26 protein-coding genes, 1 tRNA gene, 1 other RNA gene and 1 pseudogene are annotated in these 24,641 nt (G+C 69.2%); 11 read left to right on the forward strand and 18 right to left on the reverse strand.

What is annotated here, in order from left to right; genetic code table 11:
* The first annotated feature begins 346 nt into the window (after positions 1-346).
* The gene (locus B1818_RS11080; RefSeq protein ID WP_078112866.1) at positions 347-1,552 is read left to right on the forward strand and encodes an RtcB family protein; all 1,206 of its coding nucleotides are present in this window, start codon (positions 347-349) and stop codon (positions 1,550-1,552) included.
* Positions 1,553-1,656: 104 nt separating this feature from the next.
* On the opposite strand, the gene B1818_RS11085 is transcribed toward B1818_RS11080, so the two are convergent.
* The 7 genes from B1818_RS11085 to B1818_RS11115 all read right to left on the reverse strand — a co-directional run bounded on the left by B1818_RS11085 (position 1,657) and on the right by B1818_RS11115 (position 4,629).
* A complete protein-coding gene (locus B1818_RS11085; protein WP_058252045.1) occupies positions 1,657-1,854 on the reverse strand; it encodes a CsbD family protein in 198 nt (65 codons plus the stop codon).
* Between the two features lie 72 nt (positions 1,855-1,926).
* Positions 1,927-2,475: a hypothetical protein gene (locus B1818_RS11090; RefSeq protein ID WP_078112770.1), complete on the reverse strand. Its 549-nt coding sequence runs from the start codon at positions 2,473-2,475 to the stop codon at positions 1,927-1,929.
* Entirely contained in the window at positions 2,472-3,068 is a 597-nt protein-coding gene (locus B1818_RS11095) for a DUF6286 domain-containing protein (protein ID WP_078112771.1), read from the reverse strand. The genes B1818_RS11090 and B1818_RS11095 overlap by 4 nt, the downstream gene beginning before the upstream one ends.
* Positions 3,065-3,622, reverse strand: coding sequence for an Asp23/Gls24 family envelope stress response protein (locus tag B1818_RS11100; protein WP_078112772.1), 558 nt, complete (start codon positions 3,620-3,622; stop codon positions 3,065-3,067). Before B1818_RS11100 ends, B1818_RS11095 begins: the two co-directional genes overlap by 4 nt.
* Entirely contained in the window at positions 3,615-3,794 is a 180-nt protein-coding gene (locus tag B1818_RS11105) for a DUF2273 domain-containing protein (RefSeq protein WP_065630080.1), read from the reverse strand. The genes B1818_RS11100 and B1818_RS11105 overlap by 8 nt, the downstream gene beginning before the upstream one ends.
* The gene (locus B1818_RS11110; protein WP_058252040.1) at positions 3,791-4,129 is read right to left on the reverse strand and encodes a hypothetical protein; all 339 of its coding nucleotides are present in this window, start codon (positions 4,127-4,129) and stop codon (positions 3,791-3,793) included. The genes B1818_RS11105 and B1818_RS11110 overlap by 4 nt, the downstream gene beginning before the upstream one ends.
* On the reverse strand, positions 4,129-4,629 hold the full coding sequence (locus B1818_RS11115; RefSeq protein ID WP_078112773.1) for an Asp23/Gls24 family envelope stress response protein: 501 nt from the start codon (positions 4,627-4,629) through the stop codon (positions 4,129-4,131). Before B1818_RS11115 ends, B1818_RS11110 begins: the two co-directional genes overlap by 1 nt.
* Before the next feature lie 124 nt (positions 4,630-4,753).
* Between B1818_RS11115 and B1818_RS11120 the strand changes: the two genes are divergently transcribed.
* Positions 4,754-5,416 carry an RNA polymerase sigma factor gene (locus B1818_RS11120; RefSeq protein WP_078112774.1) on the forward strand — a complete coding sequence of 221 codons (663 nt, stop codon included), beginning with the start codon at positions 4,754-4,756 and terminating at the stop codon, positions 5,414-5,416.
* Positions 5,409-5,888 carry a hypothetical protein gene (locus B1818_RS11125; RefSeq protein WP_078112775.1) on the forward strand — a complete coding sequence of 160 codons (480 nt, stop codon included), beginning with the start codon at positions 5,409-5,411 and terminating at the stop codon, positions 5,886-5,888. The genes B1818_RS11120 and B1818_RS11125 overlap by 8 nt, the downstream gene beginning before the upstream one ends.
* Positions 5,889-5,944: 56 nt before the next feature.
* Here B1818_RS11125 and B1818_RS11130 read toward each other — a convergent pair.
* The 5 genes from B1818_RS11130 to B1818_RS11150 form a co-directional block, all read right to left on the reverse strand.
* Positions 5,945-6,016, reverse strand: a tRNA-Val gene (locus tag B1818_RS11130).
* Between the two features lie 441 nt (positions 6,017-6,457).
* On the reverse strand, positions 6,458-7,165 hold the full coding sequence (locus B1818_RS11135) for a type II CAAX endopeptidase family protein (RefSeq protein ID WP_078112776.1): 708 nt from the start codon (positions 7,163-7,165) through the stop codon (positions 6,458-6,460).
* A gap of 51 nt (positions 7,166-7,216) precedes the next feature.
* Complete coding sequence (locus B1818_RS11140) at positions 7,217-8,308, reverse strand: NAD(P)H-binding protein (protein ID WP_078112777.1); 1,092 nt, start codon at positions 8,306-8,308, stop codon at positions 7,217-7,219.
* A 102-nt stretch (positions 8,309-8,410) separates the two neighbouring features.
* Positions 8,411-9,394 carry a YafY family protein gene (locus B1818_RS11145; RefSeq protein WP_065630075.1) on the reverse strand — a complete coding sequence of 328 codons (984 nt, stop codon included), beginning with the start codon at positions 9,392-9,394 and terminating at the stop codon, positions 8,411-8,413.
* 70 nt (positions 9,395-9,464) lie between these two features.
* Positions 9,465-11,024: a serine/threonine-protein kinase gene (locus tag B1818_RS11150; protein ID WP_078112778.1), complete on the reverse strand. Its 1,560-nt coding sequence runs from the start codon at positions 11,022-11,024 to the stop codon at positions 9,465-9,467.
* 158 nt (positions 11,025-11,182) lie between these two features.
* Here B1818_RS11150 and B1818_RS11155 point away from each other — a divergent pair, with 158 nt between their 5' ends.
* Positions 11,183-12,007 carry a maleylpyruvate isomerase family mycothiol-dependent enzyme gene (locus B1818_RS11155; protein ID WP_078112779.1) on the forward strand — a complete coding sequence of 275 codons (825 nt, stop codon included), beginning with the start codon at positions 11,183-11,185 and terminating at the stop codon, positions 12,005-12,007.
* A 73-nt stretch (positions 12,008-12,080) separates the two neighbouring features.
* Here the strand turns inward: B1818_RS11155 and B1818_RS11160 are convergent.
* The 3 genes and pseudogenes from B1818_RS11160 to B1818_RS11170 form a co-directional block, all read right to left on the reverse strand.
* Positions 12,081-12,808: pseudogene (locus tag B1818_RS11160) on the reverse strand (endonuclease domain-containing protein); the annotation flags it as partial.
* Positions 12,809-12,872: 64 nt separating this feature from the next.
* A complete protein-coding gene (locus B1818_RS11165; protein WP_078112780.1) occupies positions 12,873-14,852 on the reverse strand; it encodes a protein kinase in 1,980 nt (659 codons plus the stop codon).
* 129 nt (positions 14,853-14,981) lie between these two features.
* Positions 14,982-15,791 carry a spermidine synthase gene (locus tag B1818_RS11170; RefSeq protein WP_078112781.1) on the reverse strand — a complete coding sequence of 270 codons (810 nt, stop codon included), beginning with the start codon at positions 15,789-15,791 and terminating at the stop codon, positions 14,982-14,984.
* Positions 15,792-15,834: 43 nt separating this feature from the next.
* Between B1818_RS11170 and B1818_RS11175 the strand changes: the two genes are divergently transcribed.
* Positions 15,835-16,839: a cobalamin biosynthesis protein gene (locus B1818_RS11175; RefSeq protein ID WP_058253130.1), complete on the forward strand. Its 1,005-nt coding sequence runs from the start codon at positions 15,835-15,837 to the stop codon at positions 16,837-16,839.
* On the opposite strand, the gene B1818_RS11180 is transcribed toward B1818_RS11175, so the two are convergent.
* The gene (locus tag B1818_RS11180; RefSeq protein WP_176455916.1) at positions 16,817-17,803 is read right to left on the reverse strand and encodes an SURF1 family protein; all 987 of its coding nucleotides are present in this window, start codon (positions 17,801-17,803) and stop codon (positions 16,817-16,819) included. The genes B1818_RS11175 and B1818_RS11180 overlap by 23 nt on opposite strands.
* A gap of 37 nt (positions 17,804-17,840) precedes the next feature.
* Between B1818_RS11180 and B1818_RS11185 the strand changes: the two genes are divergently transcribed.
* A complete protein-coding gene (locus B1818_RS11185) occupies positions 17,841-18,845 on the forward strand; it encodes a putative zinc-binding metallopeptidase (RefSeq protein WP_058253129.1) in 1,005 nt (334 codons plus the stop codon).
* Between the two features lie 306 nt (positions 18,846-19,151).
* On the opposite strand, the gene B1818_RS11190 is transcribed toward B1818_RS11185, so the two are convergent.
* Both B1818_RS11190 and B1818_RS11195 read right to left on the reverse strand, forming a co-directional pair.
* Entirely contained in the window at positions 19,152-19,631 is a 480-nt protein-coding gene (locus tag B1818_RS11190; protein ID WP_058253128.1) for a low molecular weight protein-tyrosine-phosphatase, read from the reverse strand.
* A gap of 48 nt (positions 19,632-19,679) precedes the next feature.
* Positions 19,680-20,366 (reverse strand): HAD hydrolase-like protein, encoded by a 687-nt coding sequence (locus B1818_RS11195; protein ID WP_078112869.1) that lies wholly within the window; start codon positions 20,364-20,366, stop codon positions 19,680-19,682.
* A gap of 30 nt (positions 20,367-20,396) precedes the next feature.
* On the opposite strand from B1818_RS11195, the gene cobC reads away from it, so the two are divergent.
* The 5 genes from cobC (at position 20,397) to rnpB (ending at position 24,638) form a co-directional block, all read left to right on the forward strand.
* The gene (gene cobC, locus B1818_RS11200; RefSeq protein WP_078112782.1) at positions 20,397-21,539 is read left to right on the forward strand and encodes an Rv2231c family pyridoxal phosphate-dependent protein CobC; all 1,143 of its coding nucleotides are present in this window, start codon (positions 20,397-20,399) and stop codon (positions 21,537-21,539) included.
* Positions 21,540-21,546: 7 nt separating this feature from the next.
* Positions 21,547-22,659 carry a Nif3-like dinuclear metal center hexameric protein gene (locus B1818_RS11205; protein WP_139363018.1) on the forward strand — a complete coding sequence of 371 codons (1,113 nt, stop codon included), beginning with the start codon at positions 21,547-21,549 and terminating at the stop codon, positions 22,657-22,659.
* A gap of 81 nt (positions 22,660-22,740) precedes the next feature.
* Positions 22,741-23,478: a zinc ribbon domain-containing protein gene (locus tag B1818_RS11210; RefSeq protein WP_058253125.1), complete on the forward strand. Its 738-nt coding sequence runs from the start codon at positions 22,741-22,743 to the stop codon at positions 23,476-23,478.
* A gap of 4 nt (positions 23,479-23,482) precedes the next feature.
* The gene (locus B1818_RS11215; RefSeq protein WP_078112784.1) at positions 23,483-24,175 is read left to right on the forward strand and encodes a histidine phosphatase family protein; all 693 of its coding nucleotides are present in this window, start codon (positions 23,483-23,485) and stop codon (positions 24,173-24,175) included.
* Between the two features lie 48 nt (positions 24,176-24,223).
* An RNA gene (rnpB, locus tag B1818_RS11220) (RNase P RNA component class A) lies at positions 24,224-24,638 on the forward strand.
* The last annotated feature ends 3 nt before the right edge of the window (positions 24,639-24,641 follow it).

Genomic DNA, 24,641 nt, shown 5'->3' on the forward strand with positions numbered 1-24,641 from the left:
ACGGCGGGGCGCGCGTCGGCGGTTGTCCGTGGACGTGTCGTGGGGACGGCAAGCGCCGGGAACTGCCGGCGCGAGTGCGCAGAGGATGTTGGAGTGCGACATGAGAAGACCTTTCGTCGGGTGTCGTGATCGTTCCGCCGGTGGTCCCGAGCGGAACGGTTCTCACTGTCACGGACCCCGATGAGGTCTCCGTGAGTCGCACATGAAAGATCCTTCATCGTCGCCGACGGGTGCCGTCCCCTGCGGCGAGTGGCATCGTGGACTGGAAAAGCGGTTGCCGCCGAGCGGATTCGACGGTGTGATGGGCGAGCCCGTCGACGCGGGCGCACACGAGAGGAAGAACTCCATGCCGACCAAGGTGTCGCCCAAGGTGCTGAACTATGCATCGCACGTGGACGACAACACCCTGACCCAAGCGGCCGAGACCGCCCGGTTGCCGTTCGTGCACCCGCACATCGCCCTCATGCCCGACGCACACTTCGGGAAGGGCTCCGCGGTGGGCACCGTCATCCCGACGACCGGCGCGGTGATTCCCGCGGCCGTCGGCGTCGACATCGGCTGCGGCATGATCGCGGTGCAGACGCGCCTGCGCGCCGCGGACATCGACGGAATGGACCTCGGGCGACTGCGGAGGACGATCGAGGACGCGATCCCGCTGTCGCCCGGCAACTACAACCGCGGTCTGGACCGGTTCGAGTTCACCCGGCCACGCATCGATGCCCTCGCCGAACAGGCGACGAAAGACGGTGTCGACCTGTCACATTCGCCGAAGTGGCGGGAGCAGCTGGGCTCGCTCGGCGGTGGCAACCACTTCATCGAGCTGTGCCTCGACGAGGGCGACGTGGTGTGGCTGTTCCTGCACTCGGGTTCGCGGGGCGTCGGCAACAAGATCGCGCAGAAGCACATCAAGATCGCTCAGCGGTTGTGCCGCCAGTGGTGGATCAAGCTGCCGAACGCCGACCTCGCATACCTGCCGCAGGGGACCCCGGAACTGACCGCCTATCTGCGGGATCTGTCCTGGGCGCAGCGGTTCGCGTTCGAGAACCGCGCCGAGATGATGGACCGCTTCGTCGAGGTGTTCGGAAAGTGGTTCGCAGACAACGCCTCCGGTGGCGTCGTCGAGGAAACGGAATCCCTGGAGGTGGACCGGATCAACTGCCACCACAACTACACCGTGCGGGAGTCGCACGCGGGCCAGGACGTCTGGCTCACCCGGAAGGGTGCGATCGACGCCCATGAGGGCGTACGGGGCGTCATCCCGGGTTCGATGGGTACACGGTCGTATGTGGTGCGTGGCAAGGGGAATCCCGCGGGCCTGTGCTCGGCACCGCACGGTGCCGGCCGGCGGTTCTCGCGGAGCGAGGCGCGGAGGCGGTTCACCGCCGACGATCTCGCCGCCCGGATGGCGGGGATCGAGTACCGTCACGGCGAGCAGTGGGTCGACGAGATCCCGGACGCGTACAAGGACATCGATCAGGTCATGGCCGACGCCGTCGATCTGGTGGACATCGAGCACACCCTGCGACAGATCCTCAACGTCAAGGGGACGTGACGGGCCGTTCGTGGCCCCAACAGGACGAATCCCGAAGGTGCTGAGCACTTTCGGGATTCGCCCTGTCACCGCCGGCGGGGAGGTTCGGCTGCCGGCGGCGATGATCACTTGCCGGTCAGCTTGTCCTTGATGTTCGACGCGGCGTCCTTCACGTTCTCCACGCCGTCTTTGACGGCCGCGGAGAGCTGATCGCCCTTGCCCTCGCTCTTGAGCTGGTCGTCACCGGTCACATCGCCGGCGGCCTCCTTGGCCTTACCCGAGAGGTCCTCGGCCTTGTTGCCGACCTTGTCGCTGAATCCCATTCTCTTCTCCTTCATCTCATTGGTTCGACGACAGCCTCGGATGAGGCCGTCCGTCGGGGTCGCTTCTTCGGGTCACCTGTCGAGGTGGATGAGAGCCTGGACGTGGACTCCGGACTCTCCGAGCGCGGTACGGATGGCGGCGACGGTCTCCGCGACGGGCGCGGTGACCTCGTCGAAGCTCCGATTCGGCGTCGCCGACACCTCGAGTCGGATGATGCTGCGCGACCGGTCGTCGATCGCTCTCGCGGTCACCTTCTGGAACAGCGGGTTCCCGGCCAGTTCCGTCGCGGCCGCGTTCGCGATCAGTTTCGGTGCGACGGTGAGCGCACCGGTCTGATCGGAACCGTCGAGCAGGGCGTCGTCCACTGCGCGGGGCCGTACGTTGGTGGCCACCAACAACAGGCCCCAGCCGATCGCGACCACGGTGACGCCGGCCAATACCCAGACCCACCAGGACGCCTGCGCGGCGTCGAGAGCGGCGCGCTCGTCGAGGCGGTCGACCCACCCGGCCACCGGTTGGGCGTCGATTCGCCAGGCGACGGCGGCGGCGCCGACCGCGATGAGCAGCAGTGCCACGAGTCCGACCGACAGCCGATGTGCGGTTGCGGGAAGACGATTCATCGGACGCTCCTCGGTCCTCGATCGCGCATTCGCACCACAACCCGCGGTGACGAGGCGAGATCGGCCGCCACGGCGGCGACCGTGCTGTCGATGAGGGCGCGGTCGGCGACCTGTCTCCGCACCCCGACGGTGCAGGTGACCTTCCGTCGCGTCACCACGGTGTCGGCGTCGAATACGCCGGGCAGGTCGGACACGGCAGCGCTGCAGCGTCGGGCGACGTCTCCGGGGCGGGTCCACATCCCCTCGCCGGCGGCGAGTTCGAGGTGGGTCCGGCGACGAGGCTTGATCGCGATCCACAGTAGGACGAGGCCTACGAAGATCAACCCGATCGCGGCGGGCCACATCCAGTTCTGCCACTGCAGTTCTGCGACCCACTCGCCGGCGGTGACCGACCACGGACGACCATTGAGCCAGCTCGCGTCGACGGCGATGTCGCGTACGGCTGCCGCGCCGAACGCGAGGAGAGCGAGCCCCAACGCTGCGCCGGCGATCGCAGCGCCCGGGAGAGCTGCAGGTGGGAAGACGTTCTGGGCGTCGGTGTTCCGTAGGGTCGCGACAGGAGCGGTACCCGATTCGGGTGCGGTCTGCGTCATCGTCGTACCCCCGTGTCGATGCTGATGGTCGGAGTGAATGCGTCGGTGTTGTCCGGGTCCGGGTCCGGGTCGTCGGGGAGCGGGTCGTTGTCACGAACGTGGTCGTCAGCGTCGTCGTATTCGGGCTCGTCGGAGACCGGCGGCAGGTCCACGTATCCCTTCTGCAGGCGCCGGATCGCCTGTCGTGGCTCGAATTTGGACACCGTCACATCGACGCGAATCGGAACGATCCCGGCGAGTCGCTCGACCTCGGCGGCGACGTGATCGCGTGCGCTGCGGGACACCTCGGCGACCGCGCACGGCCATTCGAGGGCGAGGGACAGGGTGATCCTGGCGCCGCCCGCATGAACGGCCGCGTCGGGAAAGTTCCGCTCACCGACTCCCAGTACCGACCCGACGCCACCGCGATGGCGGACGACCCCCGGGATGTCGAGAGCCGCTCGGGCCGCGATCTTCTCGATCACGCGATCGGCGACGGTGAGCGTGCCGGGCGGCGAGTCACCCGCGGTCGGGTGAGCATCCCGGGCGGGCCCGCCGGATTCGTGCTCAGCCACGACCCCGGCTCCGCAGGAGTGCGCCCAGATCGATGGTGCCGTCCCGGTTGAGTCCCAACACGAGTCCCGCGGCGCCGAGCACGATGGCCAGCAGGAAACCGGCCAGCCCGCCGGCGACGGCGGCCAGAGCGAGGAGCAGGCCGGCGAACAGGCCCACGATCGCGTTGTTCATTGCGCTTCACCATCTTTCGGAGTGGGCTTCGAGCTGACGCTGATGTCTGCCACGGTCACCGTGACGGGTCTCGCGGCGAGCTCCTCGGTGACATCGCGTACCCGCGCGGCAGTGCCGTGGAGGTCGTACGCTGCGTCGACGACGATGTGGACCTCGCCGTGGTCGTCGGCGAGGGACACGCCCGGGACCCGACGCCCGGGGAGGTACGTGGCGATCTCCCCGAACAGGCCGCTGTGCAGGTCACGGACGCCCGGTACGGCGAGGACGGCGGTGGCGAGGCGTTCCGCCAGTGGGCCCCCGTCATCGGTCCGCGCCGCCGGGAGGTCCGACGTCATCACTGGACCCGCGGGGTGGTGTTCGACTCCTGCTCGTCGTCGCCGAACGCGATGTCGTGCACGGTGATGTTGACCTCAGTGACCTCGAGACCCGTCATCTGCTCGATCGCCGAGACCACATTCCGTCGAATGGCCGCTGCGAGTTGATGAATCGCGACGCCGTACTCGGCCACGATCGAGACGTCCACGGCGGCCTGACGCTCGCCGACCTCGACCTCGATGCCCTGGGTGGTGCTCACCGTCGTGCCGGGCAGGACGTCGCGGACCCGGCCGACCACGCGCTCGGTGGTGCCGCCCAGGTCGTGGACACCGTCGATCTCGCGTGCGGCGATGCCGGCGACCTTGGCGACCACGATGTCGGCGATGGAGGTGCGTCCCCGGTCGCCCGACGGATCACGGCGGGCGAGGGCACGGCCCGCGGCGCCGTCGGTGCGCGTGGCGTCGACGGTGGTGGCGTCGTCCTTGGTGGCGTCCTTGGTGGCGGTGGCGCTTGCGGACATGTCGAACTCCTTCGGTCGTCGTGTCTTCTTCGTAGACGGACCGCGTTCGGATGATGCGCGATCGCAAAGGCTGTTCACGATCCGTCTGTAAGGTCAGTCGGGACGGACGGGGGGAGTTGCACGCATGAATATCGGTGATTCAGCTCACAGGCAGCCGCTCGACCTGTCTGCGCTGGACCTATCTGAGCTCGGTGATGACGAACTCGCAGGCGCGGCCGCCGTCGGCGACACCGAGGCGTTCGACGTGCTCGTCCGGCGCGTGACCCCGGGTCTGCTGCGATACATGCTGCGGATGGTCGACGGTCAGCAGACCGCCGAGGACCTCACGCAGGAGACCTTGCTCGACGCGTGGAAGGGGCTGCCCGACTTCGCTTTCCGGAGCAGCTTCCGCACCTGGATGTTCGCCATCGCGCACCGCAAGGCGGTGGACTACCACCGCCGCCGACGCGACGTCCCGTTCGACGACGAGCGGTTCGCCGAACTCGAGGCCGCCGGACCGCTGCCCTCCGACATGGCCGAACGGAGTCTGCTCATGGATGCCCTGCGCGCCGAACTGGACAATCTCCCCGCCAATTCGCGCGCCGCGTGGTGGCTGAAGGAAGTCGAGGGGCTTACGCTCGAGGAAATCGGACAGGTGTTGCGCATCACCACGGGATCGGTGCGCGGTCATCTCCAACGGAGCCGGAAGTTCCTGTTGACCCGTTTGGCGCCGTGGAACCCTGGTAAACCGAGAATCACACCGACGGAGACCGTCGACGACGCGGAGGGAGGCGAGGTCGGTGCCTGACAAGCACGGACGCGACTTCGAGGCCACCGACGTCGCCGACGCCTGGCTCGTCGAGGCGACACAGCAGATCGCCGCCGACGAACCCATCGGTGACGTCGATCGGCTGATCACCTCGATCTCGGGCAGCCTGCAACGGATTCGGCGGCCGGCTCGGACCGTGGCGACCGACGAACTGCGCGTCAACACGAGCGACCGCGTCGTCAAACAACTCATCGCCGTGCGTACCCGACGCGAACTCGGCCGCCTGACGGTCTTCGTGTCGGTCGACGGCCCTGGTGACACCGTCGACGGCGTGCGCGTCGGCCTGATCGCCCGCTACGCCGACGACCTGCCCGCGCTCTCCGACGAGGTGCGCGACATCGTCGACGAGGTGCTGCTCGACACCCTCGGGGCCAAGAGCAGCGCCGCGGCCCGACGCAACATCTCGGTGCGCTGGCAGGACGTGTACACCCGAGAGTGGCTGAGCCGGTAGCGATTTCAGGGCTTGGAGCGGAGCTCGGCGCGGGTTGGGGCTACGAGATCGGGGAGTGCGCGCAAAGGGATTCGAACCCCTGACCGCTGGTGTGTAAGACCAGAGCTCTACCGCTGAGCTATACGCGCGTGCCGCGCTGACGAACGTGGCGCTGCGCACACGAATTTAGTCGCTCCGATGCCGGTCGCTCAAACCGGGTCTGGCCGGGATTACCACGCTCCCTGAGGAGCGAGCTTGTGAGCGTCGCCCTGCTCCCTGAGAAGCGAGCTTGCGAGCGTCGCCCTGCTCCCTGAGAAGCGAGCTTGCGAGCGTCACCCTGCTCCCTGAGGAGCGAGCTTGCGAGCGTCACGAAGGGTCTTGGTGGGTCGGGTTGCGAAGACCCTTCGTGACGCGCCCTTCGCAAGCTCCGGGCGCTCCTCAGGGAGCAGGGGAACGCGCCCTCCGCAAGCTCCGGGCGCTCCTCAGGGAGCAGGGGAACGCGCCCTCCGCAAGCTCCGGGCGCTCCTCAGGGAGCAGGGGGTTGTCAGGGAGCAATGGGGGTCGCTTCTCGCGGATCGGGGAGCAGAGGGTCAGGCGAAGACGGGCGGGAGGGCCAGGACCATCACCGCGCCCCAGATCACGTGGGTGATCGCAGGGGCCAGGACGCCGGCGGTACTGCGTCGGAGGATGGCGCAGACGGTGCCGAGGACCGCGCCGGCGAAGCCGAGCATAACGTTGCCGCTGGCCATGGTGACCAGCACGTAAATGACCGTCGACACGAGGATCGGATTGTGCGGGCGGGCCGCCGAGTAGACCGAGCCGCGGAAGAACAGCTCCTCGGCGAGGCCGTTGAGCATCGTGATCGCGGTGACCACGGCTAGGCTGCCGAAGTCGGCGAAGGCCAGCACCTGGTTGGCGAGGTCGCTGACGCCGGGGATCATCCGTGCCACCAGGCCACCGACCACGAACGCGCCGCCCACGGCCAGGCCGACGACGACGCCGAGTCCGATCGCCCCGATCCGGTCGGGCGGGCGCGAGGGGGTGGGGCTGAAGGCACCGAGCCGCAGCGGTCCGGAGACGAACGCACCGACGATCCACACCGCCGCCAGACCGATGGTCAGCGGGTAGAACGCGGCGTCACCCGGCTCCACGCGCAGGGAGATGCCGAGAACCACCGCACCGATGACGAGGAAGACGCCGACCAGCCAGCGTCGTCGGATGTAGTGCGCGCCGGGATCGGGGTCGCGGTCCGCGGCGACGGAGTCGTACAGGTCGCGCGCCAGTGAGGTCACCAGCACATCACCACCTAGTTCGATCGGTCATGGAGTCGGTCGATCAAGGGTTACCGGTCACGACGCTACATCGGCGCGACTCGGTCGGAGGACTCCGACGACCTTGGTGGCCACCCCGAGGGATGTGCCGATCGTCTCGACGACGCTGCGCTTCACCCGCAACCAGTCGCCGCCGGCCCAGGCCGGGTCGGTGTCGGCGAGGTGGTGGAGGTCGTCGAGGTCGCACACCGAGCGGGGATACGGCGACCGCACGGATGCGTGAACGGCCTCGCGCATCGGTGTCAGACCGCCCGCCGGCGGCGGGACGAGATCGCGGATGCGGTGCTCGGACGCCGTCATCGGATGGTCGAGCGAGGTGACGAGCTCCTCGGTGAGCGACGCCGGGACCGGCACCAGCATGCCGCCCACCCGGCCCGCGAGCCGGGTCGAGATCCCGAAGACCGGTAGCCGCAGCCTCGGCATCCGGATCGCCGACACGTACTCGTGCAGGATCGAGATGTAGCGTGCGCTGTCGGGTCCGGAGATGTCGTAGTTCCCGGCGGGCAAGACGGAGGAGTCGCACGCCGCGGCCAGATAGTGGACCGCGTCGCGGATGGAGATGGGATCCATCTCGTTGGTAATCCAGTCGGGTTCGGGGATCACCGGCAGTCGGTCGGCCATGTAGCGAATGATCTCGAACGACGTCGAACCCGCGCCGATGACCACTGCGGCGCGCAGCCACACCAGTTCGGGCCCGCCGTCGACCACCAGTCCGTCGGCGACGTCGGCGCGGCTCTGCAGATGGGTGGACAGTTTGTCGTCCGACGGCACGAAACCGCCGAGATAGATGATCCGTCCCACTCCGGCGTCGCGTGCGGCTTCGGCGACGTTGCGTGCGGCGTCGCGGTCGCCGTTCGCGAAGTCGGCCTGGCCGATGGCGTGGACGAGGTAGTAGATCGCGTCGATCTGGCCGGCGTCCGACATCGCCTTCTGGACCGAAGCCGGGTCGTCGGCGTCCATGGTCACCATGCTGACGTGGTCCGACCAACCGAACTTGGCCAGCTTCCGGGTGTCCCGCGACGTGACGACCACGTCGTGTCCCTGCTTGAGCAGTGCGCACACCAAGCGGGAACCGACGTACCCCGTGGCGCCAGTGATGAGAAGTCGCATGACACCGACGGTAGAGAAAATCGGCGGAGTCGGTCGGCTCGGGAGCGTCCATGTGACAGACACGGTGCCGATGTCACGGTCGGGTAACGGCGTCGGTGACGGTCACGGTTGCGCGACGACTGCCCGTCGGTACCGTTCGGCGACCCGGTCGTGGTACTCCGCGGCGGCCACCAACTCGGCCCGGAGTTCAACCGGTTCGATCACGGTGAAATCCGCGCCGAAGGCGTACAGCCAGCGAGCGATCTCCGCGAGCGACGTGCTGTACAGCGTGATCTCGCAACTGTGCTCGTCGCCGGACTCGAGTGCACCCCACGATTCGTGGACCATCGCCGACACCGCGTCGAGCGAGGCATGGATACGCACCCGCGCCGTGACGCGTCGGTAGACGGACCCGAGACCGCGCAGTACGAACGCCGCCGCGCCGCCCTCGGGTGGTTCGCGCGGGGTGAAACGCGGTCCGGTCGGCACCTTGGGTTCCATCCGGTCGACCCGGAACGACCGCCAGGCGCCGCGTTGGATGTCGAAACCGACCAGATACCAACGGTTCCCGTTGCGGACGAGTCGATAGGGTTCGATCTCGCGTCGGCTCTCCTCCCCGTCGTTGCGCCGATAGTCGAACCGCAGCCGCTCGTTCCGATGGCATGCGGTCGCGATCTCGGTGAGCCGGTCGGCGGACACCGCGCTCGCCGGCGCGGTACGGGGCACGGCCTCGATCCGCAGGGCGTCGAGCCGGTGGCGCAGCCTCGACGGCATGACCTGACGCAGCTTCGCGAGCGCGCCCGCCGAGGCCTCCGCCATGTCGGCGACCGCACCGGTCGTCACCGCGTCGAGACCCAGGGCGACCGCGAGGACCTCCTGGTCGTCGAGCAGCAGCGGCGGCATCTCCGCGCCGGCGCCCAGCCGGTAGCCACCGCGCGAGCCGACGTTGGCGTCCACCGGGTAGCCCAGTTCGCGCAATTTGTCGATGTCGCGCCGGACGGTGCGGGTGGTGATGTCGAGGCGCTCGGCGAGTTCGGGGCCGGACCACTCACGCCGCGTCTGCAACAGCGACAGCAGCGCCAGTAACCGCGCGGAGGTTTCCAACATGTGCCCATCCTGCCCGACGATGCGGACAGGTCCGGTCCTTGTTCGTCGCGTCGTCCCTGTAGGGGCGCGGTCAGCAGGTGATCTGCGATTCCGGGTCGGTGGTGTAGTCGAGCCAGCGGCCGTATGCAAGGCCGCCGATCTGGTTGCGCATCGTGCAGATGTCCTCGAGAGTGCGGCCCGCGACGTAGTAGACCGCATAGATCGGAGTGCCGTCATCGCTCACCTGCTTCAGCGACGGACACGACTGATCTGTGCGCAAGTAGCTCGCACCCGGGTACTGGTTCAAATAGGACTGCACCTCGCCGGGGTAGGTCCCGGGTGCGGTCGCGTTGGCGACCACGACGATCCCCGTGCCGTCGCACGCCGGCCGGGTCATCGGCACGGTGAGACCGAGATCGCCGGGGACGATTGCGGGTTGAGGACTCGCCGACGGCCGGGGTGCCGGACCCGGCTGCGACGCGGGGCCCGGTTGCGAAGTCGGTCCGGGAAGGGGTGTCGGTCCGGCCGACGTCGTCGGCTGGGGCGCCGCCTCGGTGGTCGTGGACACTGCGGATGCATCGGCGGCTGTGGTCGCCGGGTTGTCCCGCTCGGTCGTGATGATCGCCCAGGCGACGACGCCGGCGCAGAACAGCAGCACGACGGACGTCGCCACGACGATGGGAACGAGAGGTGACCGGCGGCGGGGCGGTGTGGTCCAGACCGCGGCCCGGGTGGCGTCCCACGGCCCGGCTGGAGCGGCGGGTGTCGATGCCGACGGGGTGGCGGGCACGACGGTGGGGGTTCCGGCCGGGACGATCGTCGGCGCGCCACCGAGAGGCTCCGACCGCAGGGCGGCGCCGGCGTCGGCGACCAGCGCTGCCGCCGAGAGCTGGCGCTGCGACGGATCTTTCGCCATCCCGCGGGCGATGACGTGGTCGACGGCGGCACCGAGGCGCGGCGGCGGGGCGGTGAGATGGGCGGCGATCAACCGCTCGATGGTGGTCGCCGACGCGAACGGGTGCACTCCGGCCAGACATTCGAACAGCACGCACGCCAGCGCGTAGATGTCGGCGGGCGGCCCGACGGCATCGTCGCCGAACCGCTCCGGCGCCATGTAGCCGAAGGAACCGACCGCGGTGCCGGTGCTCGTGAACCGTGTGTCGGTGTCCGCCTGTGCGAGACCGAAATCCACGAGGTACGCGAAGTCGCGATCGTCGACGAGAATGTTGTCGGGTTTGACGTCGCGGTGGACGAGGCCGGATCGATGCGCAGCATCGAGGGCGTCACCGATCTGACCGACGATCCGCAGCGCGCGTTCAGCCGGCAGGGGTCCGTCCTGCAGGAGCAGGGTGCGTAGGTCGCGGCCGTCGACCAGGCGCATGTCGATGAACAGGCGCCCGTCGATCTCTCCCCAGTCGTGGATCGGGATGACGTGTGGATCGTTGAGGCGGGCGGCAACGCGCGACTCGCGGTGGAACCGGTCACGGAAAGCCGGGTCGTCGGCGACCTGAGGGCTGAGCAGTTTCAGGGCGACGACCCGGTCCTTGCGGGTGTCGGTCGCGCGGTACACCTCGCCCATTCCGCCCCGGCCGATCAACCCGTCGATGAGGTACGGACCGAGTCGGTCGCCGGCGCGCACGGATGCAGACACGCGGACAAGCGTAGGGTGCCCGGGTCGTTCGCCGGGGCCGACACCGCGCAGTGTCCTCCGTTCGGCGGGTCCCGGGATCCGCAGATCGGTCCCCGATACGGTTGAACCGAGTGACCCGCCGGCGACCCTGATCGCCGATCCAGACCCGAGGAGAAACGATGGCGACGACGATCCTGCCGATCGACGAGGTGACCGAGGCTCTGATCGCGCAGTGGGGCGTGATCGGCGAACTGGCCCGCGCGCTCGACGACGATGCGTGGTCGGCGCCGTCGGTTCTGCCCGGCTGGACCAATGCCGACATCGTCGCCCACATCGTCGGGACCGAAAGCATGCTCGACGGCCGCGACGTCGAGGCCACCCGTACGGTCAGCGCCCTCGACCACGTTCGTAACCCGATAGGCGAACTGAACGAGAAGTGGGTCGACCACTACCGCCCGAAGCCGCGTGCCGAGGTGGTCGCCGCCCTCGACGAGATCATCGGCGTCCGGACCGAGGCGCTGAAAGCCATGTCGCAGAACGACTTCGACGCCGAGGCGATGACGCCTGCCGGGCCGGACACGTACGGGAGATTCATGCGGATTCGGATCTTCGACTGTTGGGTGCACGAGATCGACCTGCGCGACGGCACCGATCGTTCCGCCGTGGCCGAGCCGGGCCCGGCGTCGTTCGCACTCGACGAGATCGGCGCGTCGTTGCCCTTCGTCGTCGGGAAGCGAGCCGATGCACCGAAGGGCAGCACCGTCCTCTTCGACATCACCGGGGTGTCTCCGCGGACCGTGCGAATCGCCGTCGGGGACCGGGCGGGCGTCGTCGACGAGTTCGACGGCGGCGACGACGCTGCCGACGTGCGTATCCGGCTGGATGCGATGAATCTTGCGCGGTACGCCGGCGGCCGACGGGATGCCGATCCGTCCGCGGTCGAGTTGCACGGCGATCAGGCTCTCGGACAAGCGATCCTGAGCCGGATGAACTACGTGATCTAGTCGGGTGGCCCTTTGCGGCTCGTCTTGATCCGCTTGCGGTTTGTATCGCTTTGCGGGACAAGTCGCAACCGGATCATGCGGCCGAACGGCTCAACGCATTTCTCACCGTGGTCACCACCTGATCGCCGCGTTCGACGATGTCGGCCCAGGTGAAGTTCAGGACGGTCCAGCCCGCGGCGATGAGCGCATTGCGCTTTGTCCGGTCTCGCTAAAACGTCGTGACATCGCGGTGATAGTCGAATCCGTCGATTTCGACAGCCAGCTTCTCCCGGGTGAAGGCCACGTCGATGACATATCCCTCGGCGCTCACGTTCGGTGTCCAGCTCACTATGCCCGACTCGCGAAACAACGTGGCCACGATTCGCTCCGCCTCCGATCGCGCGCCGTCGCCGAGAAGTCGCAAGTACTGAGTGATGGCCGGAGAACCATGCCGCCCGGGGTAGCGCAAGTGCGCGGCCTGTAGGTCGGCGAGTTTCACCTAGCCGGAGAGAAGCGCCGAATCGAGGACAGCGATTCCGAGTTCGGCGGAGGCGTCGAGGACGGTGAGCGCCGCTGCGGTGACCCTGAGGTCGGCGTGCGTGGTGACGTCGGCGTCGGTCAGGCGGCGGTGCCGGACCACCGCAGTCGCCGACGAGCGCGAATGCGCTCCGTGAGAGCCGGTGAACACCAGGTGTTTTCGGGGTTCTTTCGGGTGAAGGCCCAACCACCAAGCGGCGGCAACCCCACCCAACGCGGCGTCGAGCTCACGGAGAGCACCGCGATCCGTGCCTGTGCGCGCGCCGATCGGTGATGGCCCAGAATTCCGGTTGCGGTTTGTCCCGGTTGCCGGGACAAACCGCAACTGGATCCACATGGACTCCGCGGGTCACCCGCCGACGGTCGCTTTTTGGATCAGCAGGTTCTGCTTCGGCGGGCCCGACGCCGCACCCGGGGCATTCGGGGTGAAACCGCCTGCCAGGACCTTGTCGAGGACGGCGAGTCCGGACGGGTCGATGGTGCCGACGGTCGAGTAGGTCAGCGGGAGGTCGGTGTCGTCGGCGAGCAGGAAGAACGTCGTGGATCCGGTGGCACCCTCGTCATCGGGCAGATCGAGGATGCCGACGGTGCCGCGTGGATAGGTGACCTGCGGTACGCCGTCGTCGTCGGTGCCGGCCGACGGCAGGTTCTCGGGCAGCTCGTCGGGGCTGGTCCAGCCCGGGTTGGTGCCTTCCCGGCCACCGGACGAGCCGCAGATCAAGTACTGCCGCGAGGCGCGGTGACACTTGCTGTTGTCGTAGAAACCGGACTCGATCAACGACACCATCGCCCCCACGTTGCAGGGCGCCTCGGCGCGGTCGAGCGTCAGGTCGATCGTGCCCTGGCCGGCGATCGGGATCTGTGCGTCGACCGTTCCGGTGTTCGGCTGGCTCGCGGCGGGAGCGGGCTGGGTGATGCCGCCGACCGCGGTCCGTGTGGGGTAGTCGCATGCGACGGTGCCCGCCGGGATCGCACTGGTCGACGTGCTCGGCGGGGCCGGGTCGTCGCCGCCCGAACCGGCCAGGACCACGATGATGCCGGTGACCGCCAGCGCGATCACGACCAGCCCGGCACCCACCGCGATGGCCACATTCCGTCCGGTGTTCGATTTCCGAGGCGGGGCGGTCGGGGTGCCCCACTGGCCCGGGCCCGCGAACTGTTGCGGGCCGGAGAACTGTTGCGGGCCGGAGTGCTGGGGAGCCGAATAGGACTGGGGGCCCGAGCGCTGGGGACCCGGGTAGGACGGCGCGCCCGAATGCGACTGGGGTCCCGAATAGGACTGGGGACCCGAATGTCGTTGCGGGCCGGACTGTCCCGGCGGTGGCCCGAACCCGGGGGCGCCGCCGGGCTGTCCGGGTACGGGTGTGCCGGGCGAGATGACCGTCCGATCCGAGGGGACCGGACTCCCTGGCTTGCGAAACGCGTCCGAGCCGGGCCCTCCGGGCGCGTAGGTGGGCGGGGCCATCGGGGGTGGTGTCACGATGCGCGGTGTCACCGTCGGCGGTGCCGACGACGCGGGCGGTTCGGTCAGCGCCGACGCCGCGGCCCGGATCAGTTCGCGCGCCGTCGGATAGCGCTGCGCCGGATCCTTGGCGAGTCCGCGCGCGATGACCGGGTCGAGCGGACCGCCCATCGTCGGCGGTTCCTTGGTGATGTGCGCGGCCATCAGACCCTGATCGGTTTTCACCGGATACGGGGTCTGACCGGTGACACATTCGTACAACACGCAGGCCAACGCGTAGTTGTCCGAACTGGGCCCGGCGGGGTCGTCACCGAACCGCTCCGGCGCCATGTAGGCGAGTGTCCCGAGCGCGGTCCCGATCTGGGTGAGGCGGCTGTCGCTCGCGCCCTGCGCGATGCCGAAGTCGACGAGGTAGGCGAAGTCGTCGGCGTCGACGAGGATGTTGTCCGGCTTGATGTCTCGGTGGACGAGGCCGTTGCGGTGCGCGGCGTCGAGAGCCGACGCCACCTGGCCGAGGATCGCAACCGCCCGGGCGGCGGGCAGCGGACCGGCGGCGAGCACCTTGCGCAGGTCCTGCCCGTCGACGAGCCGCATGTCGATGAAGAGGACGCCGTCCTTCTCGCCCCAGTCGTGGATCGGGATGACGTGCGGGTCGGAGAGCTTCGCCGCGGTCTTCGACTCCCGCTCGAAACGCTCGCGGAAGTCCTTGTCGTGCACCAGGTGTGGGGGCAGGAGTTTCAGGGCGACGCGGCGTTCCCGGACGGTGTCGTAGGCCTCGTAGACCTCACCCATCCCGCCACGACCCAGGAGTCTGTCGATGCGGTACGGACCCAGCGTCGTACCCGCACGCGACGATGGATCGCTCACGTCATCCTCGGTTCCTCGGCGTCGGGATCGAACCCAACCCTATCCATTGGCGACGACAGGTGTGCAGCGTGTGCCGGCAGCCGGGTCACGACTCCGCGTCCGGCGGGTGGCTGCGCGACCACCCGGTGCTCAGGGCTTGTCGGTCAGGGCCTCGCCGCGGGCGAACTCGCGGGCCCGGGCACCGGAGAGGATCTGCGCCGGTAGCGGATCACTGAGCAGGGTGCGGACGAGCGTGGCCGACGGATCGAGCGGGGTGTCGCTGCCCGCGATCACGATGTTGCCGGTGCGTCGACCTTTGAACATCGCGGCGTCGGCGATGAGCGCGAGATGGCCGAACACCGATCCGACGGTCGCGGCTTCGGCGCGGGCGCCGGCGAGGTCCCGGCTGTCGCCGCAGTTGGCGAGATACAGGCCGCCGGGGACGAGGACGTCGCGGACGCGTTCGGTGAATTCGCGCGTCGTGAGGTGCCGTGGGGTGCGATCGCCGGCGAACGCGTCCCGCACGACGACCTCGCGGGTGCCCGGTTGCAGCGACTCGACGACCTGCCGCGCATCGCCGACCCGGATCCGGAGTTTCGGCGCCCGCGGGAGGTCGAACCACTCCCGTACGAGGCGTGCGAGTTCGGCGTCGATCTCGACGGCCACCTGGCGGGCGTCCGGGTAGCGGTGGTCGAGGTGGCGCGCCAGCGCGCAGGCGGCCCCACCGAGATGCAGGACCCGTAGCCGATCGGTCGTGGGGTGCCGTTCGTCGATGACGGCCGCCATCTGCCGCAGGTACTCGAAGTCGAGCGCGGTCGGGTCGTCGGGGTGGATGTGCGAGCTGTGCGCCCCGTTGATGGTCAGCAGCCACCCGCCCGCGATGGTGTCGGGGCTCAACTCGGCGACGCCGGTGTCGATGTCGTACCGACCGGGTGTCGGGTGTGCGGTTGTCCGGGCCACGGGGGCCAAGTGTGGCACGACCATCTGTGGATACCATCGCGCGGTGCCCAGACCGTCGCGTTTCCGTAGTCCGCACCCCGATCGCCGTCGTGGTGACGTCACCGCGGCGGGGTTGGTGGCCGGGTTCGTGCTCGACGAGCTGTTCGGTGATCCGTCGCGCGGTCACCCGGTGGCCGGATTCGGACGGCTGACGGGTGCGGTCGAGCGGCGTATGTACCGGGACTCGCGGGCGGCGGGCGTCGGGCTGGTCGGGGTGATGGTCGGTTCGACGGTGGCGCTCGCGGCGTTGCCCGGTCGGCGATCTGCAGGCGTCGTCGGCGTCGCGGTGACCGCGGCGTCGACGTGGGTGGCGCTGGGCGGCACGTCGCTGTGTCGGGTCGGCGATGCGGTCGCGCAAGCGTTGGAGGCCGAGGACCTCGAGGGTGCGCGAGCGCTCATTCCCAGCCTGTGCGGCCGGGACCCGGAGTCACTCGACGAGGCGGGGCTCTGCCGTGCAGCTCTCGAGTCGATCGCCGAGAACACCTCCGATGCGACCGTCGGTCCGCTGGTGTGGGGTGCACTGGCGGGTGTCCCCGGAGTGCTGGGGTATCGGGCGGTCAACACGCTCGATGCGATGGTCGGCTATCGGAGTGAGCGCTACCGGAACTTCGGCTGGGCGGCCGCGCGCCTCGACGATCTCGTGAACCTGCTGCCCGCGCGGCTGGCGGGTTCGCTGCTGGTGGTGATCGGCGGCGCCCCGCGGCGGACGATCGCGGCGTGGCGCCGGGACAGCAGTGCCCACCCGAGTCCGAACGCGGGGGTCGTCGAAGCCGGGTTCGCCGGGGCGCTGGGGGTGCAGCTGGGCGGTCGGACCGTCTACCCGTACGGCGTCGAGATGCGTCCGACGCTCGGTTCCGGACCGGCGCCGGGGCCGGCCGATCTCCGGGCCGCGGTCGCCTTGTCGCGGCGCGTGCAACGCGCGACGGTGCTCACCTGCGCGGTCGTCGCCGTGGTACGACCGGGCGTCGGAGCCGCGGCGAGGCGGCTCAGCCGCCGTATCGCCGGGTGAGCTTGTCGCGGACGTCGCCGGATTCGTCACCGGCGCGCGGGCCATGGCCGATGTCGCCGACCTGCTGGGTCACCGTCGTCCCGGCGGCGGCCCGCAATTCCTCTCGACGGTGCTGCCGGCGCTGGGAGCGGGACTCGACGGTCGTGGTGGCAGCGGCGACCGGGTCGGACGGCTGGTCGACGGCGGTGTCGGCGGCCGCGGTCGCCGATGTCTCGGTGGCCGCAGCGGCAGCCCGGCGACGGGCGCGGATCTCGGAGTAGAGGAAGTAGCCGACGCCGAGGGGGGCCATCACGCCGAAGGCGAGCCACTGCAGGCCGTACGACAGGTAGGGGCCGGTGTCGAGCTGGGGCAGCGGGATCTCGCCGAGCGAGCCCGGCTGGTCGGGGGAGAGCTGCAGGTAGAAGTCGTCCATCGGGGTGGACGTCGCCGCGGACACCAGCCCCGGGTTGATGGTCGCGACGGTCAGTGCGCCGTTCTCGACGCGTGTGCCGCGGTCGGTGCTCACGCTCTCGGCGGCCCGGATGCGGCCGTCGACGGTTTGCTCGCCGACGGGCGGGGCCGGGATGTCGGGGACCGCTCCCTCGACCGGGCGGACGAAACCGCGGTTGACGAGGATGACCCGGTCGGACCCGCTGACCGCGAACGGGGTGAGCACCTCCACCGCGGGGCGCTGATCGACGTTGCGGAGCCGGACGAGAGCCTGCCGGTCCGTCAGGTACCGCCCGGTCACCGCGACCGAACGCCACTCCGAGGACGGCACGAAGGTCGACGACGGCGCCACCTCCGCCAACGGTGCCGTCTCGATCGACGTGGCAGTGCGGATCAGGTCGTTGCGGCGTTCGGTGTCGGAGTTCTTGCCCAGCTGCCAGGGCGCGAGCAGGGTGAAGCAGGCCACCGCGAACGCCGCGACCACGAGACCGAGGGCAATCCACCCGGGCCGGAGGATCGTTCGCAGTACGTGCACACCGCCCAGGCTACCGAGCGGGGGTAGCCTGATCGAAATGCGAGACTTCCTCTGCTTGAAGTGCGGTCAGCGTCTCTCCTTCGAGAACAGTCTGTGTCTGAACTGCCGGAGCCCGCTCGGCTTCTGGCTGAAGACCAGGACCATCCACGTCCTCGACGACCAGGCGCGCGTGGAGGTGGACGGCGTGCTGCTCGAACGCTGTGCCAATACCAAGGTCGCGCAATGCAATTGGCTGGTGAAGTGGAGCGGCAAGCCGACCATGTGTGAGTCGTGCCGCCTCACCCGTACCCGTCCCGGCGACGACGATCCCGAGGCGCTGGTCATCTTCGGCCAGACCGAGACCGCCAAGCGTCGCCTCATCCTGGAACTCGACGAACTCGGGCTCCCCATCGAGACCCGGGAGGAGAACCCGGAGTCCGGGCTGGCCTTCGACCTGCTCTCCAGTGCGAAGCAGTCGGTCATCACCGGTCATGCGAACGGCGTCATCACCCTCGACCTCGCCGAGGGGGACGACGTCCACCGCGAACAGATGCGCGTCGAACTCGCCGAACCGTACCGGACCGTCCTCGGGCACTTCCGGCATGAGATCGGCCACTACTACCAACTCGTCCTCATCACCGACGAGCGACGAGCGGGCTTCGAGGAGCTGTTCGGAAACCCCGACGACGACTATCAGGCGGCTCTCGACCGCCACTACAGCGAGGGCGCTCCCGAGGGCTGGCGGCAGGACTTCGTGTCCTCATACGCGACGATGCACCCGGCGGAGGATTTCGCGGAGACGTTCGCGCACTACCTGCACATCCGCGACACGCTCGACACCGCAGCGGCGTTCGCCATGGCGCCCGCGGGCACGACCTTCGACGGGGTGCCGCCCGGGGACGTGGGATTCGACCGGGTCATCGACGAGTGGCTACCGCTGACGTGGGCGCTCAACCAGATCAACCGGTCGATGGGCCATCCCGACCTCTACCCGTTCGTGCTGCCCGAGACGGTTCTGACAAAGATCCGCTTCGTGCACAATCTCATCGCGCCGGCGGCCTGAGACTGAGTCCCTGATCCGAAAGAACGACCCGCCCCCTGCTCCCTGAGGAGCGCCTGGAGCTTGCGGAGGGCGCGTCACGAAGGGTCTTCGCAACCGACCTCTTCAAGACCCTTCGTGACGGCCTCCGCAAGCTCCGGCCTCCTCAGGGAGCAGTAGTTGGGCTCGCTCCGAGGGCAACGAGTCTTGTCAATGCGGGCGCTCCTCAGGGAGCAGTAGTTGGGCTCGCTCCGAGGGCAACGAGTCTTGTCAATGCGGGCGCTCCTCAGGGAGCAGAGGACAGACCGGCGGTTTTGTGGTTCTTTCGGATCAGGACACCCCGAGTTCGGCCCGCACCCAGTCGATCAGGCCCGGCATCGAACCCTCGATCTGTTCGCGTGTCACCACGAAGTCGTCGGGGGTGCCGTAGTACGGGTCGGCGAGATCGAGGTCGTCGGCGGGCGCGGACGGATCGAACGAGCGCAGCAGTCGTGTGCGGTCGCCGAGACGTTTGCGTTCGAGTTCGCGCACGTGGCCCTCGTCCATCGCGAGCAGAAGGTCGGCCTCGAAATGTTCGGGTCCGATCAACGCGGCGACATGTGCGTCGGAGTAGCCGTGCGCGACCAATTCGGTTCGCGCGCGATTGTCGGCCGGCTCACCGATGTGATAGCCGCTCGTCCCGCAACTGGACACGCGCACCTTGCCGCCGAGTCCGGCGTCGTCGAGTGCCGTTCGGAAGATGTTCTGCGCCATCGGTGACCGGCAGATGTTGCCCGTACACACGAAGCAGATGTGAAGTTCGTCAGACACTGCTACCCCAACAAGTCGATTGCGCCTGCGCTGATCGTCGGGTGCTGGTCACGCACCCAGGACGTCGCGGAGTTCGGCCACGGACTCGACCACCCAGGTCGCACCCTGGTCCTCCCCGCCCAGAGCGTAACCCCACCGCACGAGAATCGCTGAGATGCCGAATTCGGCCGCGCCCAGCACGTCATGGCTGCGGTCGCCGATCATCACGACCGGAGTGGTCACGTGCCCGGTCTGCGGGTCGGTGGGCAGTCCGAGTTCGGCGAGGGCGGAGGCGATCACGTCGGCTTTCTCGCGGCGGGTGCCGTCGTCGCTGGCCCCGGCGATGTAGCGGAAGTGTCCGGCCAGACCGAAGTGCTCGAGGATCCGACGCGCGGTGGTCTGGTTCTTCGACGTCGCGATCGCCAGGGTCCGGCCGCCGGCGGCCAGATCGGCGAGCAACTCGGCCATCCCGTCGAACACCGAGTTCTCCAACCAGCCCACCTCGGTGTATCGCTCTCGGTACGCGCGCATCGCCTTGTCGGCCGTCTCGGGCGAGAGTCCCAGGGCATCCAGCGTGTCGATCATCGGCGGCCCGGCGATGCCGGCCACGATGCGCGGATCGGGCTCGGGCGCCCCGACCACGGCGAGAGCATGCCGAAAGCTGTTCTCGATACCTGCGAAACTGTCGGTGACCGTGCCGTCGAGGTCGACGAGTAGGACGGTCTCGGGATGGCGGGGATCCGGCGTCGTCGTCACCTCTCCATCGTGCACGTAAGGTCTGAACACATGACAGTTGGGTACGACGCGCTCGACGTCGAGACCGGCCCGGCCGGGACACCGCCGCCGCGCGCCGATCTGACCGACCCGGAACGTCACGGCGACCAGGACGCCGCGCCGGGGCTCGTCGACTTCGCCGTGAACGTCCGCGGTACACCGCCCGCGTTCGTCCTCGACGCCATCCGGTCGGGACTCGACGATCTCGCGCGATATCCGACCGGAGTGCAGGAGCGACGCGCCGTCGACGCGATCGCCGCAGCACACGGCCGTCGCCCCGAGGAAGTGCTGCTGCTCTCCGGAGCCGCCGACGGGTTCGAGATGCTCCCGCGACTGGGGGCTCGTCACGCGGCCCTGATCCAGCCGTCGTTCACCGAGCCGGAGGTCGTGCTCCGCGCCGCGGGCATCCCGATCACGCAGGTCGCGCTGACCGCACCCTGGGAGCTGCCCGGTCCGGGAGACAGCGGGACCACCGTGCCGGACGACGCCGATCTCGTCATCATGGGCAATCCCACGAACCCGACGTCGGTGCTGCACCCGGTCGAGGCCATCGCCGCATTGCGCAGGCCGGGACGGATCCTCGTCGTCGACGAGGCCTTCGCCGACCTCACCCTGGGCGCCGACGGGTCACTCGAACCCCAGTCCCTCGCCTCGGTCGACTGGCCCGACCTACTCGTGATCCGCAGTGTGACAAAGACTTTCGGTCTCGCTGGACTCCGCGCGGGTTATCTGCTCGGGCCGGTCGACCTGCTCGATCGACTCCGTGCCGGCCGACGACCGTGGGCCGTGTCGACCCCCGCGCTGGCCGCGCTGACCGCCTGTGTCGAGCAACAGGGGCAGCGATACTGCGCCGCGGTCGCGCGGCGGGTCGCCGACGAGCGCAGCGAGATGGTCGCCGAGCTGACGCGGATCGGGCTCCGAGTGGCGGCCGAGCCCGCGGCGCCCTTCCTGCTCGTCGAGATGAACCACGCCACCGAGGTGAAGCAGCGGCTGATCCGCCACGGATTCGCGGTGCGCAGCTGCGCCAATTTCGTCGGCCTCGGCGACTCGCATCTTCGTCTTGCCGTCCGGGCACTTCCGCAGGTCCGCGCGCTCACGCGGGCGATCGAGTTGGTACGAGAGGAGATCGACAGTGGAACCGGCGAACGCGTCTGACGCGACTGTGACGGTGGGCGACGTGGTCGACGTCGTGGAGCGGGCTTATCCGCCCGCCCTCGCCGAATCGTGGGATGCGGTCGGTCTGGTGTGTGGCGACCGGGCCGACCCGGCGCGCGGCGTGCTGGTGTGCGTGGACGTCACCGATGCGGTGGTCGACGCCGCGGTCGCGGCCGGCGCAGGGATCGTCGTCGCCCATCACCCGCTCCTCCTGCGCGGTGTCACCACCGTGGCCGCCGACACCCCCAAGGGCCGGATCGTCCATCGGCTGATCCGCAACGGGATCGCGCTACTGTGCGCACACACCAACGCCGACAGTGCGCGGCCCGGCGTCTCCGACGCGCTGGCCGACCGGCTCGGGCTGCGCGGCACCGTCCCCATCGACCCGAAACCGGTTGCGGCAATGGACAAGTGGGTCGTGATGGTGCCGGAGGGCAACGTCGAGCAGGTCAGCGAGGCGATGTTCGCCGCGGGTGCGGGGGCGATCGGCGACTACCGGGACTGCTCGTGGACGGTCGTCGGAACCGGGCAATTCGAGGCCGGCGACGACGCCTCACCGACGATCGGCGAGATCGGGATGCGCACCCACGTCGACGAGGCGCGGGTCGAGATGGTCGCCTCGCGCGGACTGCGGGCCGGCGTCTTGCGCGCCTTACGCGACGCGCACCCGTACGAGGAGCCGGCCTTCGACGTGTTCGAACTGGCCGACCTGGGCAGCGACGTCGGGCTGGGTCGCGTCGGGTCGCTCACCGAGCCGATGACGTTGCGCGACTTCGTCGCCGAGGCCGCCCGGGTGTTGCGAACCCCGGCGGGTGTCCGCGCCGCGGGAGACCCGGACGCGCTGGTGCGGACCGTCGCGGTGTGCGGCGGGGCCGGGGACTCCTTGCTCGGACGTGTCCACGGTCTCGGCGTCGACGTCTACCTGACCGGTGATCTCCGTCATCATCCGGTCGACGAGAGTCTGCGCGACGGTGGGCCGGCCCTGGTCGACGCCGGACACTGGGCGACCGAGTTCCCGTGGTGTGCGCAGGTCGAAGCGTTGCTCGAGGCCGAATTGGGCACGCCGGTGAGTGTCTTCGAGGCGCCGACCGATCCGTTCGCGCTGCACAGTGCGGGCTGACTCGGGAGAAACCGAGCCGCCGCCGGCTCTCGCGCGCCCCCCGCGTACGGTGGGGGGACTTTCGCCGAAGAGGAGACCGCAATGAAAGTCGACGCCGCCGTGCAGCGACTGCTGCTCGATCTCGCGGACTCCGATGCCGAGATCAATCGTCTCGTTCATCGCCGCAAGACCCTGCCGGAGGACGCCGAGATCGCCGAACACAATTCCGCGATCGATGCCGCCCGTGACGATCTGGTGCGCGCGGAGATCGCCGCCGAGGACCTCGGACGCGAGTACCGCCGGATCGACTCCGAGGTGACCGGTATGGCCAACCGTGAGGCCAAGGACTCGGCCCTGTTGACCGCCGGTGGCCTGGCGCCGAAAGCGTTGTCGGAGTTGCAACACGAGCTCGCGGGCCTGGGTCGTCGGCGAGCGGTGCTCGAGGACGAGATGCTGTCGCTGATGGAGCAGCAGGAGGCCGTCGAGTCCGAACGCACCCGGGCCGCGGCGACCATCAGCCACCTCGAAGAGAAGGTCGCCGAAGCGCAGGTCCGGCGCGACAAGTCGCTCGAGACCATCGACGAGGACCTGTCGCGCGCGCGGGAGCGCCGCGAGACCCTCGAAGCCGAGATCGATGCGCCGCTGCTCGCGATGTACGACAAGCAACGCGCCGGCGGCCGCATCGGCGCCGGCCTGCTGCGGGCACGCCGATGCGGTGCATGCCGGATGGAACTCGACCGCGGGACCATCGCCACCATCGCCGCGGCACAGTCCGACGAGGTGATCCGGTGCGAAGAGTGCGGCGCGATCCTCGTGCGCACCGCCGAGTCCGGGATCTAGATTCGTGACCGCGACCGCCGAAGAGTCTGTCCCCGAGGGAGATTCGGCGACCAAGGCGCCGTCGTGGCAGGGTCGGCGCAGCGATCCGACCCGGTTGATCCTGCTCCGGCACGGCCAGACGCCGCTGTCGGTGGAGCGGCGCTACTCCGGGCGGGGCAATCCCGACCTCACCGACGAGGGCCGACGCCAGGCCCGCGCCGCCGCCGCGCGCGTGGTGCGCGAGGAGGGGATCGCCGCGATCGTGACCTCGCCGCTGCGGCGTGCACGGTCGACGGCCGAGGAGGTCGCCGCCCTGACCGGGATCGACGTCGTCGAACATCCCGGGCTGATCGAGAACGACTTCGGTGACTGGGAGGGTCTGACGTTCACCGAGGCGTCGCAGCGTGACCCGGATCTGCACCGCGCGTGGCTGTCCGACATCACCGTGCCCGCGCCCGGCGGGGAAAGCTTCACGCAGGTCGCCGAGCGGATCGACGCCACGAAAACGGAACTGCTGCAGAAGTATCCGGGTCAGACCGTCGTGCTGGTCTCGCATGTCACGCCCATCAAGACACTGCTGCAGGACGCGCTCGGCGTCGGACCCGAACTCCTGTTCCGGCTGCACCTCGACCTCGCGTCGGTGTCGATCGCCGAGTACTTCGACGACGGCGGCTCCGTTGTGCGGCTCGTCAACGACGCCGCGCACTGGCGCGTCTGACCGCGGATGTTTTGTGCCGTCGCCCCGGGCGTATCCTGAGTGCGCGAACGAGTCGGCCGGGCGGCCGCGGTGCGCGGAACGGGCGGTCTCCCGCCACGCCGCGCATCGAGGAAAGTCCGGACTCCGCAGAGCAGGGTGGTTGTCAACGGCAACCCGGGGTGACCCGCGGGACAGTGCCACAGAGAACAGACCGCCGGCCGCGAGGTCGGTAAGGGTGAAACGGTGCGGTAAGAGCGCACCAGCGGCACGGGTGACCGTGCCGGCTCGGTAAACCCCACCCGGAGCAAGGCCGAAGCAGGCACCTCACGGTGCGTGTGCGCGGGCGTCACGAGGGCTGCTCGCCCCAGCCCGCGGGTGGGCCGCTCGAGGTACCCGGCGACGGTGTGCCCAGATGGATGGTCGCCGCCCACGCGGTCTCACGACCGTGCGGGAACAGGATCCGGCTTACGTGCCGACTCGTTCGCCT

Origin of the sequence: Gordonia sp. IITR100, from assembly GCF_002009645.1 — a bacterium.
GTDB lineage: Bacteria > Actinomycetota > Actinomycetes > Mycobacteriales > Mycobacteriaceae > Gordonia > Gordonia hongkongensis.

Excerpts from the sequence above, each read along its gene's own strand:
- B1818_RS11080 (WP_078112866.1), top strand. The coding sequence starts at position 347 with ATGCCGACCAAGGTGTCGCCCAAGGTGCTGAACTATGCATCGCACGTG.
- B1818_RS11085 (WP_058252045.1), bottom strand. The coding sequence starts at position 1,854 with ATGGGATTCAGCGACAAGGTCGGCAACAAGGCCGAGGACCTCTCGGGT.
- B1818_RS11090 (WP_078112770.1), bottom strand. The coding sequence starts at position 2,475 with ATGAATCGTCTTCCCGCAACCGCACATCGGCTGTCGGTCGGACTCGTG.
- B1818_RS11095 (WP_078112771.1), bottom strand. The coding sequence starts at position 3,068 with ATGACGCAGACCGCACCCGAATCGGGTACCGCTCCTGTCGCGACCCTA.
- B1818_RS11105 (WP_065630080.1), bottom strand. The coding sequence starts at position 3,794 with ATGAACAACGCGATCGTGGGCCTGTTCGCCGGCCTGCTCCTCGCTCTG.
- B1818_RS11110 (WP_058252040.1), bottom strand. The coding sequence starts at position 4,129 with ATGACGTCGGACCTCCCGGCGGCGCGGACCGATGACGGGGGCCCACTG.
- B1818_RS11115 (WP_078112773.1), bottom strand. The coding sequence starts at position 4,629 with ATGTCCGCAAGCGCCACCGCCACCAAGGACGCCACCAAGGACGACGCC.
- B1818_RS11120 (WP_078112774.1), top strand. The coding sequence starts at position 4,754 with ATGAATATCGGTGATTCAGCTCACAGGCAGCCGCTCGACCTGTCTGCG.
- B1818_RS11140 (WP_078112777.1), bottom strand. The coding sequence starts at position 8,308 with ATGCGACTTCTCATCACTGGCGCCACGGGGTACGTCGGTTCCCGCTTG.
- B1818_RS11145 (WP_065630075.1), bottom strand. The coding sequence starts at position 9,394 with ATGTTGGAAACCTCCGCGCGGTTACTGGCGCTGCTGTCGCTGTTGCAG.
- B1818_RS11155 (WP_078112779.1), top strand. The coding sequence starts at position 11,183 with ATGGCGACGACGATCCTGCCGATCGACGAGGTGACCGAGGCTCTGATC.
- B1818_RS11185 (WP_058253129.1), top strand. The coding sequence starts at position 17,841 with ATGCGAGACTTCCTCTGCTTGAAGTGCGGTCAGCGTCTCTCCTTCGAG.
- cobC (WP_078112782.1), top strand. The coding sequence starts at position 20,397 with ATGACAGTTGGGTACGACGCGCTCGACGTCGAGACCGGCCCGGCCGGG.
- B1818_RS11210 (WP_058253125.1), top strand. The coding sequence starts at position 22,741 with ATGAAAGTCGACGCCGCCGTGCAGCGACTGCTGCTCGATCTCGCGGAC.